The organism is Streptomyces sp. A01 (genome assembly GCF_059026195.1).
Window position 1 is genome coordinate 513,593 of sequence record NZ_JBWLKN010000001.1, and the last position, 12,518, is coordinate 526,110.

Annotated in this window: 10 protein-coding genes; 3 read left to right on the forward strand and 7 right to left on the reverse strand. The window is 69.5% G+C overall.

The genetic code is table 11. The features are described 5' to 3' along the window. Positions 1-13: 13 nt before the first annotated feature. The 5 genes from AC5P1B_RS02095 to AC5P1B_RS02115 all read right to left on the reverse strand — a co-directional run bounded on the left by AC5P1B_RS02095 (position 14) and on the right by AC5P1B_RS02115 (position 6,054). Positions 14-1,993, reverse strand: a complete 1,980-nt coding sequence (locus AC5P1B_RS02095) for a glycoside hydrolase family 84 protein (RefSeq protein ID WP_493884391.1) — start codon at positions 1,991-1,993, stop codon at positions 14-16. A 361-nt stretch (positions 1,994-2,354) separates the two neighbouring features. Beyond that, the gene (locus tag AC5P1B_RS02100; protein WP_493884392.1) at positions 2,355-2,891 is read right to left on the reverse strand and encodes a hypothetical protein; all 537 of its coding nucleotides are present in this window, start codon (positions 2,889-2,891) and stop codon (positions 2,355-2,357) included. A gap of 607 nt (positions 2,892-3,498) precedes the next feature. Further along, a complete protein-coding gene (locus AC5P1B_RS02105; RefSeq protein WP_493884393.1) occupies positions 3,499-4,065 on the reverse strand; it encodes a class IV adenylate cyclase in 567 nt (188 codons plus the stop codon). A gap of 25 nt (positions 4,066-4,090) precedes the next feature. After that, positions 4,091-5,185, reverse strand: a complete 1,095-nt coding sequence (locus tag AC5P1B_RS02110; RefSeq protein ID WP_493884394.1) for a radical SAM protein — start codon at positions 5,183-5,185, stop codon at positions 4,091-4,093. 431 nt (positions 5,186-5,616) lie between these two features. Then, on the reverse strand, positions 5,617-6,054 hold the full coding sequence (locus tag AC5P1B_RS02115; protein WP_493884395.1) for an ATP-binding protein: 438 nt from the start codon (positions 6,052-6,054) through the stop codon (positions 5,617-5,619). A gap of 149 nt (positions 6,055-6,203) precedes the next feature. On the opposite strand from AC5P1B_RS02115, the gene AC5P1B_RS02120 reads away from it, so the two are divergent. Further along, positions 6,204-7,523, forward strand: a complete 1,320-nt coding sequence (locus AC5P1B_RS02120; RefSeq protein WP_493884396.1) for an NsdA family TPR-like regulatory protein — start codon at positions 6,204-6,206, stop codon at positions 7,521-7,523. Here AC5P1B_RS02120 and AC5P1B_RS02125 read toward each other — a convergent pair. Next, a complete protein-coding gene (locus AC5P1B_RS02125; protein ID WP_493884397.1) occupies positions 7,520-8,062 on the reverse strand; it encodes an NUDIX hydrolase in 543 nt (180 codons plus the stop codon). The genes AC5P1B_RS02120 and AC5P1B_RS02125 overlap by 4 nt on opposite strands. 869 nt (positions 8,063-8,931) lie before the next feature. Between AC5P1B_RS02125 and AC5P1B_RS02130 the strand changes: the two genes are divergently transcribed. Together AC5P1B_RS02130 and AC5P1B_RS02135 are read left to right on the forward strand one after the other, a co-directional pair. Continuing rightward, positions 8,932-9,639: a DUF4142 domain-containing protein gene (locus AC5P1B_RS02130; protein ID WP_493884398.1), complete on the forward strand. Its 708-nt coding sequence runs from the start codon at positions 8,932-8,934 to the stop codon at positions 9,637-9,639. A gap of 9 nt (positions 9,640-9,648) precedes the next feature. Then, positions 9,649-11,121, forward strand: a complete 1,473-nt coding sequence (locus AC5P1B_RS02135; RefSeq protein WP_493884399.1) for a DUF1996 domain-containing protein — start codon at positions 9,649-9,651, stop codon at positions 11,119-11,121. 272 nt (positions 11,122-11,393) lie between these two features. Here the strand turns inward: AC5P1B_RS02135 and AC5P1B_RS02140 are convergent, their stop codons facing one another. After that, positions 11,394-12,458 carry a PucR family transcriptional regulator gene (locus AC5P1B_RS02140; protein ID WP_493884400.1) on the reverse strand — a complete coding sequence of 355 codons (1,065 nt, stop codon included), beginning with the start codon at positions 12,456-12,458 and terminating at the stop codon, positions 11,394-11,396. Positions 12,459-12,518: the final 60 nt, after the last annotated feature.

Here is a 12,518-nt window from a genome sequence, read left to right on the forward strand (position 1 = left end):
TCCCGGAGGGTGTTTACGAACGGGACGAGGCGTCGTGCGCCGCGCGCACCCGGGTGACGAAGTCCCCGACGAACGGGTCGGCGATCTTCACGGGGCCGACCTGGTGGTGTTCCACGGGATCGACCGTGATCATCGACGCCTCGGCGGCACGGGTGTCCATCGCCTTCCGCTCCGCCGCGGCCTTCGCCGGGTCACCGGCCTCGATCGCCTGGAGCGCGGACAGTCCGTGCCCCATCGCCCGCCCCCACAGCTCGGTCGCGTCCAGCCAGCGGGAGGCGTCGGAGAGGAAGAGGGCGTCGGGCACGCCGTCGCGAAGGGTCCGCGGTACGGCCGTGATCGCCCGCACGGTCGGCCGCAGCGCGCGCACCGCCCGCGCCGGAGAGGTCGCGTACGTCTTCCAGAAGGCGTCCAGCCGCGCGCTGAGCAGCGGCGCCTGCGGCTGCCACAGGTCCCGGCCGAAGGTCGGCGCGGCGTGGTTGAGGTCGACGAACCACCGCATGGCCGCCGCCACCCGCTCATCGCCTCCCGCCAGGTACAGCGCGGCCTGGCGGCCGGAGCGGGCCCGGTCGTAGCCGCGGTCGTTCCATGAGAAGTCCGACATGGTGAACACGGCGGGCTTGCTGGCCGCCTCCTGGTTCATCGGGTTGGAGACGATGCCGCTGAGGTGCCCGGAGAGCCCCGGCTCACGCTTGTCGTAGGGCGCGAGCAGCAGCCGCCCCTTGGTCTGGCCGAAGTCGTTGACCGGATAGTTGTCCCAGACGAAGACCTTGCGGCCGAAGAGCCTGGCGGCCTGCGCCGACTGACTGATCGTGATCTCGGGCGGCACCACGTCCGTCCCGGTCCACATCACCCGCACCGCCGGGTCGAGCGAGGTGCGCAGGGTCTGCTTGTACGTGGTCTCCTTCAGGTCGCCGTACTCCGTCGGCACCATCTGGAGCGCGTTGGTGCCCTGGTGCGTGGCGATGAAGTCGCGCTGCACCGTGTTCAGCAGCCGCACCTGCGCGGCGGCCGCCGGGCCCCGGCCCGGGGCGCCGAACTCCTTCTCGTCACCCGCGCAGTTCCACCGCGTGTAGCTGATGTCGTCCAGCGGGAGGGAGAACGACCGCACCCCGGCGTCGTACATGGCCTGGAGTTTGGCGGTCAGCGCCTTGGTGTCACCGGGGTCCGAATAGCAGATGGAGGCGCCCGGCGAGACGGCGAAGGTGAAGCGGACGTGGTTCTCCCGCGCCCGCTGCGCCAGCTTCGTCAGTTCGGCGAGCTTGTCCGCCGGGTACGGCTCGCGCCACTTCTCGCGGTGGTACGGGTCGTCCTTCGGCGCGTACACATAGGTGTTGGACTTCATGTCGCCGAGGAAGTCCAGTTGGTCGAGCCGCTCGGCGTTGGTCCACGGAGGTCCGTAGAACCCTTCGATGCTGCCGCGCAACGGCATCGAGGGATAGTCGGACACGGCGGCCCCGGCGATCCGGGGGGCACCCCTGTCCGGCCCGGTGAACAGCTGGCGCAGGGTCTGGACGGCGTAGTACTGGCCGGCGGCGTCCGTGCCGCCCAGCGCCACCGTGCCCCCGCCCGCACGCCGGTCCACGCGCAGCGCGTAGCCCTCCTCGCGCTCGGGGACCGTGCTGCCGGACAGGGCCTTGGCCAGGTCGGGGCGGGTGGCGGGGCCGAGCAGGAAGGCCAGCGGCGCGTGGCCGGTGGCGCGCTCGGTGACGTCGATCCGCCGGACGCCGTGGGCGCGCAGCGTGTCGGTGAGCAGGGTGCGCGCGGCCCGGTCGGTGCCCGCGCCGATGACGACCTCGGCCCTGCGCGGCAGCGCCAGATCCGCCCCGGCGCGGCTGATGTGCTGCGGCGTCGGGGACACCGTGGGAAGCGGCTGGACCGGTCCGGCACCGCTGTGGCGTTCGGCGCGGGGCGCGGGCGTTCCGGAAGCCGGATAGGCGGCGGCCATCGAGGTGACGGCGAGGAGGGCGGCGAGCGTTCTGCTGAGCCGGGGCATGGGTCCTCCAGGGCGAGGGCTGCGGCGTGCGCGAGGGCGCGGGTGTTCTCGCTGAGCCGTTGTCGAGTGGCGCTGTTCCTGAGTGACCTTCGGACGGCCGTGCGCTGCGGTTGAGCGGCCGGACGTGTGCGGTGGCCCGGTCGCGTCGGCTGCGCCTCTCACGTCTGGACCAATGGTCTAGACGTGTGCCGCTGATTGGAGCAGAAGGGGAAGCGGAACGGCAAGGGGGCACAGGAGGGGGAGGGCGCCCTGGGTGGGCGCGGCGCGGGGCGGCGGCACCCGCCTTCCGCGGCCGGTGCCGCCGCTGGAGCCCGTCGTTCCCGTCCCGCGCCGCGCGTCCCGCTGCCGCGCGTCCCGCGTGCTACGCGCTGTGCGGCGGTCGCGGGAGGATGCCGTGGCGTACGGCGCTTTCCACGGTCCTGGCGAGTTCGGCCGCGTCCTTGGTGAAGCCGGAGATCAGCAGCCGGCTGCCGCCCTTGGTCTTGATGCGGCAGTGCACGTCCCAGCCCAGAGGGCGGCAGAGCGCGTTGTCCTGGCCGGAGTCCCCGGCCGACTCGATGTGCTCCCACGGGAAGACGCGCGACTCCCCGGTGCAGTGGTAGGCCAGGCCGCCCTCCCGCACCGTGAACACCTCACCGCTGCGGTTGGACCACCGCAGACCATTGGAGATGCCCGACCACAGGCAGGCCAGGGACAGGCCGAGCAGCAGGCCGGGGAGGGTGCCGCGGCTCACGGAACCGCCGGTGTCCTCGAAGGCGCGGAAGATCAGCGGAGTCGCGACGGCAGCGGCGGCGATCCCGACGACCAGTGCCACCACGGCTGTCCGGCCGCGCCTGCGGTCGTCCGTCTCGTACCGCCGGACTACTCTGCCCAGCGCCTTCTCAGCCGCCGACACCATCGCTGCCCCCTTGCGAGCCACTGCCGGAACCCGCCGCCGGTACGGCCGCCGTGTTCAACGACCGTGTCATGGAAGTGTGTTGTGGTCCGACGGCATTGTGCCGGGCCCTCGATCGCCACAGCAAGGCTGCCCCAGGTCCGGTCCGGGTCCGGGGCCGGGTCACTGGACCGGAGCCGCCTCAGCCGTACCGCTCGATGTGCGCGTGGCCGGGCGGGTATGGCGAGAACGACGTGGTCCCCACGGACCAGTAGGTGCTGGTGCCGTATACGGCCGCGACACTGCTCATCAGCGCTGTGGTGGGCATCTCCGGGCCGCGTTCGCCGGTCCAGGCGGTGCCGCTCCAGCGGAGGCAGTGGGCCCGCTTCTGGTCCCAGATGGAATGCCTCGAAAACCGAGCGGTGGACGGTGCTGAACAGGCGTGAATGCAATCGGAGCAGCGCCTGATTTCCCTGTTCAGGCTGCCGCTCTTCCTGGAGGAAGCCCGTTGCGGTCGCAGCTCACGGTCTACGTGTGCGAGCACGACGGGTTCTGCGTCTTCGTAGCGGTGGTGATAGTCCAGCGGCACATGGGGGTCGCCGCTGGTCTGCTGGCCGCCGGAGTGGCGAGCCTACGTCGTCAGGGTTTCGTATTCTCCGAACAGGAGGGTGGGTTCGGCGAGGATGTCCCGGTCGAGCTCGCTCTTGTAGATGAGGTCGATGCTGCCGTAGCGGGCCTGCTCGTAGGCGAAGCCGAGCTCGGCCACCGCCTTGCGGACAGCCTCCTCGGACGGACCTTCGATCTCGATGAAGGTGGGCAGGGCGGGCCAGGTGTCGAGGTCGTACTTGATGTCGCCGATCTGCCACTCCTCGCGGTAGTTCTGCTGGAACCGGACCTGGCGGAGCCCGACAGCCTTGAGGAGTTCAGCTGTCTTGTCGAGGTCGTTGACCTCGATCTCGATCTCGGTGGTGCCGTTGATGGTGGTGGCGTCGCTGACCTGCTTGAGGGTCAGGGTGGTTTTGCCGCCTTCGTCGCGGAGGCGCAGCCACTGTTCGCCCTGGACGGTGTCGTTCTCGAAGATCAGCCGGGTGAACATGGTCTTGTCGAAGACGAGCTGTGCTCCGGCGGTGCGCAGCTGGTCGCGGACCGCGTCGACGTCGATGTTGAGGAACTTGGCCTCGTACTCGTTCTGGGCCATCGCTGTGGACTCCTGGGGATTGTTTTTACGCGGTCAGGTTATGACAGTCGCTCTCGCGCAGCCGGACGACCTCGTCGCATGCCTCTCCCGCTACGAACTTTTCCACAGGGAGGCAGAGGTCCATGCGCTGTATGCATACCCCGGTGTGGAATTCGCCTGTTGTGCTGCGGTAGAGGCGTACGCCGTAGTAGCCCTCTTCGCAGTCGGTGGGGTTGTTGTAGCGGCAACGGGCGCAGGTGCCCGGCAACCGTAGCGGGCGTATGTGCTTGACGATCAGCTCTCGGCCACCCGGTAAGCGGTAAGCCATGCGGAAACCGGAGGTGCCGGCGATGAGGCGCACCTCCTGAAGTTCGGCGTCGAGCTCGTCCAGCAGGAGGTCGATGGCGCGGAGGGAGTCGTCACCGTCGGCCAGTGAGGACAGGACGCGGACCGAGAGGCTGGCTGAATACTTGCTGAGAAGCCGGTGTACGCGAGGTACGTGCCCGCGGTGGGGTAGTACGACGTTCGCGCGGGCATCAAGCCCGAGATCCATGGCGAGCATGATCGACTCGTCGAGCGCGTCGATCTTGCGTTGTGCGAGAGCGGGGTTTCGGTAGCGGAAGTTCTGCACCTGGGCGAGTTCTTCAGGGGTCGTCCCGAAGACGGAGAAGTTGATGCGGTCGAGACCGGACCGGGCACAGTCGGCCAGTACTCGGCGGCCGTTCTCCCCGTTTGAGGTCACGCTCACGGCGTAACCGCTCTCCTTGGCAGCGGCCACTATGCCCGGCAGCTGCGGGTGGAGGGTCGGTTCGCCGCCGGTCAGATGTACCTCGTTGAAGTCCAGTGCCTGACGAAGGCGAATGAGACTGTAGCGGAAGGCTTCGTCGGGGAAGACCGGTGCGCTGAGGAACCGGGACCCGTTGGTGGCCGCGTAGATGGACACACGCCCGGACGGGCCGGACGTCGCGAATTTTCCCACCTGGTACGTGCGATTGTCCGCGCTTACGGGAGTTCCCTCGTTGTGGCAAAAGATGCAGGTCATGCCACACGAGTCGATGACTTTGACGCGGAGGGTGCGGTCCATGGTGACCGTGATGGGGACCGTGCTGTCGATGTCGGCTAACGCGGGATGGTGGATCATGGATGATCCCTTTCGCCGGACGGGCTCCCTGTGGGTAAGAAGCCGGGCATGGTGAGGAGGCGGCCCGAGAACGTGCACGGAGCGAGAGCGGTCTGTTCGTGAGCCGCTCTATGACCCGCCCGGCCGTCGAGCTCGGCTCTCAGACGGCCGGGCGGGCAAGAGGTTCGTTATGGGTGGGCACGGGGGAGCCAGCCCGCTGTGCCCGGATGCGCGCCCGCAATGAACCCGTTCATGGGGAGGGAGCTGAGGCCAGTGCCAGGCCGACCATGAGGCCGCATGAGGCGCTGATGCCGATGATGAACAGAAGGCCGGCGTAACGGCCGATGGCTCGTATCACGGCATCCGCCCTTCGGTGACGTGCGCGCACGGCCTGTGCATGTGATCTGCTGCGGCTCGCCCTCGCTTGACGGCGGTTCTTCGCATCAGGCCGATCACGACTGGGCTTCTCGTCGGGGCATGAGGCGCAGTAGCGCCCACACCGTCTTCCCGACCGGCTGGCGGGGCCGGTGCCCGACCTGCGCGGAGAGAGCCTTAACGAGCGGAAGACCACGGCCGTGTTCATCTTCAGCTGTTGCCGCCAGCGCTCTCGGCCGACGGGGGCTGCTGTCTGAGACCTCGATGAGGCAGGTGTCTTCCCAAGAGGTCAGTCCGACCTCGAAAAGGTGGCCGGGGACGCCGTGCACGGCCGCGTTCGAAGCCAGTTCACTCGCGATCAGGACGGCGCCGTCGATGTCGTCGTGGGCGAACCCCCAGCCGCGGAGCGTCTTCTCCACCTGGGTGCGCACGAGAGCGGCGCACTTGGCAGTCGCGGCGAACTGCATTTGCCATCTTTCGGTGGTCTGCGGGTCCTGTGTGGCCATCGCTTGCATCGCGTCCCCTCGTCGCAGGCGGTTGGGGGACTACTGCACCGCGTGAAGACATCACAGGATCAGGCCACGGTGATTACCCAACGTGGGTAACATCGGTGTGGCTGACCGCCCGCCCAGTACGCCGCTTCCAATACGGCCGAGGAGCGCACGTGTCCGGACCGCAGCCCTACTCAGGAGTACCTCCTGAGTTACTGGCAAGCCCTGAGTGGCAGCGGGCCTGCAGGGAGCGCGACTTCGCTCAGGTTTTCCTTCTGGCCAAGAAGAAGGCCGGCGTCTACCCGTCGCGGATCGCGGCCTTGTGCGGACTGACGCCCAGCCGGGTCGGTGAGATCATGTCCGGGCGCCGCAGCCTTGCGCACATCGACGTGATCGAACGCGTCGCTGACGGTCTTCGCATTCCCGGCGCGATGCTTGGGCTTGCCCATCGGCCCTGGGAAATCCCGGACCCCCCAGAGGCCGGCGTATCAACTTCCAACCCGCCGGTTGTACCTTCGCAGCGCACTCATACGGCTGACACAGACGCGGAGCCCAGCGGTATCGGCGATCTGCTCACGCTCGCCGACGGCAAGGTCACCCGTTCCACCCTCGTAGCTCTTCAGTTCTCGGTCGAGGACTACTGGCGGCGAGACGACGAGCACGGCGGTGCTTCACTTCGCCCTGCCGTCGTCGGGCACCTGCGGTACGTATCGCAGCTGATGAGCAGCGCCGGGGGGAGCGTACGCCGTGATCTGCAGTCACTGGCGGCTGAGCTCGCTCGCCTGGCTGGCTGGGCATACTTCGATGCCCGCCAGTACAGCATCGCGCGCACGCATTTCGCGCAGGCCCTGCGCCTGTCCCACGGGCAGGACGATTACCTCTTCATGGCCAATGTCCTGTCCTGCATGAGCCTTCAGGCGACCTACGACGGCAACCCGACCGACGCCGTCGCCCTGGCGTGCAAGGCCCAGGACTCCGCGCGCGCCGCAGGTGATCAGCCCCTTGTGATGTCAATGCTGCACATGCGGGAGGCGTTCGCCCAGGCCACCTTGCGCGACTCCATGGCGTGCCATCAAGCCATCGACCGTTCCCGCGACGCCTACGAACTCGCACGGGGCCGGCAAGCCGAGGCGCCTTCGTGGGTCCGTTACTTCCACGAGAGCAAGCTGATCGTCGACACAGGGATCGCCCTCGCTCGTCTTGGTGAAGCTGCGCGTGCCGAACCTCTCATCGCGGAGGGACTACGCCGGGAAACAGCCGCCCAGCAGCGAGGCAGAGCATTCCACGCCTTCTGGCTGGCCACCGCACAATTGCAGCAGGGCAAGGTGGAAGCCGCTTGCGGCAGCGCTGGTCTCGCGCTCGAATTCAGTGCCTCTCTCGACTCGCCGCGGGTGGCCGGGCATGTACGCGAGTTCCACCGACGTCTCGCCCCCTACGCGCGGGAGACACCGGTGATCGTGTTCGAGCAGAAGATGCGGGACGTACTCAGCTAGCCGATGACGCCGGTCGCCTCGTCCAGTAGTAGATACAGCAGCCCGACCAAGCTCCCGCTGCTGACGACCTCACGGCGGTCGATCATGCCGCGGATCTCGGAGATCGGTACCCACTCGACGCGGTCCGTCTCATTGAGCTCAGTAGGCGGCCCGGCGTAAGTGGCTCCGTCGGCACGGAAAACGTAGTGCTCGGAATCCGTGATCCCGTTCGCGGGCTGCGCGTACACCAACGGCTTCAGGCCATCCACCCGCCAGCCTGTCTCCTCCTCCACTTCCCGGGCGGCGGCCTGCTCAGGCGTCTCGTCCGCCTCGAGCAGTCCCATGGGCAGCTCCCAGCCCCACGTGTCCGTGATGAACCGGTGGCGCCACATCATCAGCACCCGCTTCTGATCGTCCACCACAGCCGCGACCGCCAGGTGCCGCAACCGCACCACGTGGTGTTCCCACCGACGGCCGTCTGGCTGCTGGACGTCGACCAGCCACAGATTGACCCACGGGTTGCTGTAGATCTGTCGCTCACTATGAACCGTCCACCGCATGCGCCGACTTCCCTTCTCGCCCTGTGTGACCTCCAGCATGTCACTACGACGAGAACCCGTCTGCCTGGGGCGTCACTTCACGGCGAGCCGCGACTTTCACAGGTTCGACCGAAACGCAGCCCTATTGGGGCAGCCTTGCACTCCAGGTTCGAGCACGCGAACGGCACTGCCCACCATGGCGAGGGGGATGGACGGCGGTTTGCCTACCGGGCCGCCGACGCCGTAGCCGGTGAGCCAGATTTCGTCGTGGGCGGCCACGACAAGACCGGTGACGCTGTTGCGGATGCGGTCAGGTGCGGCAGGACGGTCCAGGCCCCGTCCCAGCGGGTGATGACATCGCCGTACACCCAGATCTCACCGCCCGTCGCGCGGCAGACGCCGAGGGGTGGGGGCGGGTGGCGTCGGGCAGCGGCTCGCACCAGCGCCAGCTGCCGCTGTCGCCGTTCAGCAGTCCCGCCCGGTCGCGGTAGCGGCCACTGACCCAGACCTGACACCCGGCAGCTGCGCGCCGGGTTCCGCCATGGGCGACGGCACCTGCTGCCTCCCCGGGGCCGCGCGTGCCGCGTGGGTCGGTCGCGGTCGGTGCGGCGTTGGTTCTCGTCGCGGCCGGGGTGAGGCCGGTTCCCACAGCCGTGCCGAGCGGCCCATCCGAGCGGTCCAGCGTTGAAGCGCCCGTCTTCGCAGGGAGGCGTCCCTTCTCCGGCCGGTTCGGGGGTCACACCCTGAACCGACCGTCAGGGGACGTCGATGGAGCCTTGCTGAGCAGTTTTTGTCCACCTGTGATGAACCTTCGAAAACCCGCTCGCCGCAGGGCTAGCGTCCGGTGGCACCCGCGGGAGTAGCGGGAAGCGAGCGGAGAGGAGGGCACTGTGCGAGCGTTCATACGGCGCTCCGGCATCGGCAAGTCCATCGCGTCCGCGTACACGGTCGGCACCGGCCTTGTCGTGGGCGCGCTCGCGGTCACACTCGTGGCGCTGCTGGTCCCGGTGCAGTTGTTCGGCGAGAGCCGGTCGGCCGCGGCCGGCCAGCGGTCGGCTGACGACGACGGCGGCGGAACGGTCAGTACCCAGTTCGGGCCGCTGTCGCCGATGGACCGCGACTTCGTCCGCAAGGTGCGGCTGGCCGGACTGTGGGAGCTGCCCGCGGGACGGCAGGCGCAGCAGCGCGGCACGCGCGCGACCGTCAAGACGGCGGGCGACCACCTGGTCGAAGGCCACAGCGAACTGGACCGGCGCTCCATCGAGGCGGGGCAGGCGCTCGGCATCGACCTGCCCAACCAGCCGAACGAGCAGCAGCAGGGCTGGCTCTCACAACTCGACGCTGCCCAGGGGGAGACGTACGACCGGCTGTTCGCCAACCTGCTGCGCCGCGCGCACGGGAAGGTGTTCAGCCTGGTCGCCCAGGTGCGGGCGCAGAGCCGCAACACCATGGTGCGGTCCCTGGCCACGCGGGCCAACGCCGTCGTCCTCGACCACATCACGGTCCTCGAAGACACCGGGCTCGTCGACTTCGACGCCGTCGCCGAAGGCTCGGCGCCCCCGGTACCCGGCACAACGCAATCCGGAACGACGAAGTGAAGTGATCCCATGATGAATCGAAGGCACAAACGCTCGCGGTTCGCCAGCCCGGCCGTCGCGATGGTCGCGGTGCTCGCGCTGGGCGCCGGAGGGGCCGCGGTCATCGCGGCGAACGCGTCGGCCGAAGTCGGGGAAGAAGACTCCGCGGCCGACCGGAAGTCCCAGGAGAACGAGGGGGAGGGGGCCGTCGGGCCGGGGCAGCGGGTGGCCGACACCATCAGCTGCCCCGATGTGGGGGACCGGCTCCGGGCCGTCCCGCGCGCCGCACGGCGCGCGGTCGACAAGGACCTGGCGCGTCTTGACACCCAGGTGGCGGACGCCTACAAGCGGCTCGCCTCGGGGCAGAGCAAGAGCGGGCCCGTGCTGGACGGGCTGGAGAAGGACCGGGGCGAGACCATCGGTCGCATCGTCACCGCCGTCGGCGAAGCGGGGGAGGACCGTCCGCGGGACCTGGCGCGGCTCAGCTCCTGCGAGATGCGGCCCGGCGTCGAGCGGAAGGCCGCCGACGGCACACGGGGCGGGGACAACGCCTCGGGTGGCGACGCGGACGGGGCGGGGGGCGGGGGACAGGGCGACGGCGCCGGACCGGACGGCTCGCTGAACGGCCCCTCGCGCGAGGATTTCGTGGACATCACCACCGTCCAGCCGAACGTCAACGAGCCCGCCGCCCGCCGTGGCGCGTCCAAAGGCTCGTTCACGTCCGAGTGCGGCCGCAACGAGAACGGTCACTTCAACCCGGACAACGTGATCGTCGCCCCCGGCGTCAGCAACGGCGCCCACCACATGCACGACTACGTCGGCAACGAGTCCACGGACGCCTTCTCCACCAACGACAGCCTCGCCGCCGCCGGGACGACCTGCGGCAACGGCGACCAGTCCACGTACTACTGGCCGGTCCTGCGGCTTCCGGAGAACGGCCAGGAAGTCGACGCCAACGCACCGGGCGGCGGCCAGGACGGCAACGTGGGCCAGATCCTGCGACCCTCCGAGGTGTCCATCGAGTTCAAGGGGAGCCCGGTCGGCACGGTGCGGGCGATGCCCCGCTTCCTGCGGATCATCACCGGTGACGCCAAGGCGTTCACCAACGGCACGGCCAACGCGAACGCCTCGTGGAGCTGCACCGGCTTTGAGGACCGGCAGCTGCGGGACAAGTACCCGCTGTGCCCCGAGGGCAGTGACGTCGTACGCACCTTCGCCTTCCAGAGCTGCTGGGACGGGCGCAACACCGACAGCGCCAACCACCGCACCCACGTCGCCTTCGCCAAGGGCGACGGCGCGTGCGGAAACGGCTTCCGGGCCATCCCGCGGCTGGTGCAGCGGATCACGTATGACGTGCCGCAGGGCGCCGTGTTCGCCGTCGACAGCTTCCCGGAGCAGCTGCACAAGCCGGTGACCGACCACGGTGACTTCATCAACGTGATGTCGCAGAGGCTGATGGACAAAGCGGTGCGGTGCATCAACGGCGGACGCCAGTGCGGCTGAGCGCCCCGGGAGCACGCGCCACGCGTCCCGCGACCACCTGACAGCGGCCCTGTGCGGCCCTCGACGCCGGTGACGGCGCGCCGCTGACGGCGCCCGGCGCGTGCTCCCCAGACCAGGCCAACATCAGGGCCGCCGCCGGGGCCTCTCCCCGCCCCCCGGACAGCGCGGCCCCGTGAGCGGCGGTGCGCTGCGAAGGACACTTCGAGCCGCCGCCGCTCGTGCGGCGTCAGCCTCCCCCGAGGCCCACGGGCCACGGGGGAGGCAGCGGCGGTTCAGAGCCCGTTGACGCGCGCTTCCCGCGCGACACCCAGCGGCCGGAACCCGGCGGCGACGCCCCGCGCCCGGCGTCCCATCAGGGAGTGCTGCCGTCGCAGATGGGCCGTCAGGCGGCGGCTGCGCAGGGCGAGTTCCAGCTCGAACCGGGTACGCGGTTCCCGCAGTCCCGGGCCGAACAGCTTCTCGATCTGGCGCAGCCGGTAGCGCACGGTCTGCGGATGCACCTGGAGCGCCTTCGCCGCCTCCGGCGCCCCGCCGCCCTCCAGCCAGGCGAGCAGCGTCACTTCCAGCCGCTCACTCTGCCGTGGCGTCAGGCCCGACAGGGGGCGCAGCCAGCGCGCGGCCAGTGCCCGCGCCAGCGAGTCGTCCTGGAGCAGCAGCAGCGTGGAGAGGTGGTCATCGACGAAGATGACGCGTGCTTCCGGTCCACCGCGGGGCGGGGCCAGAGTGAGTAACCGGCGCGCCCAGCGCAGTGATGAGGCCGCGTCGCCGAGCGGGGTGGCGTAACCGACCGCCCCGCTGCGGCCGCGCAGCGCGCCCTCAAGGGCGGCGCGGGCGTCCGCGTCCGGATGCGGGTCAGGGTCGGGGATCAGCAGGCACGGCTCACCGCTGACGGTGCCCGAGAGGTAGTCGCCCAGTGGCGCCACCCGCTCCGGCGCCTCGCCCGGTGCGGTGAGCACCACGGCCTGGACTGTTTCCGGCAGCCGCCACCCGGCGGCGCGGGCCAGCTCGGCCAGCGCGCCCTCGGGCAGGTCCGTGCCGCCTGTGACGGCCGTGAACAGGGCACGCCGCGCGTGCTCAGGGGGAGCGGCGATCATCGGCAGTGCCCGGGCCGGGCTCCTCAGCGGCGTCTTCTGGTACCCGAGGGCCGTGAGCAGAGCCTGTTCGACTCCCCACCGGACCGATTCCCTGTCTGTTTGCTCAACAAGTGCCGCAAAGGCCGGAAGGTGTTCCAGAAGTGCCTCAACCACCTCGTCGGCCAGCGACGGGAGTTCCTTTCGCAGAACGCGAGTCCACTCGCCTCGCGGGCGTGCCCAGATGCGGTTCAGAAGTTCGCACATCTCTACCTCGTTCAGCCGGGTAATGCCTGTCCGATGTGGGAGGAACAGGCGGCCCTCGGT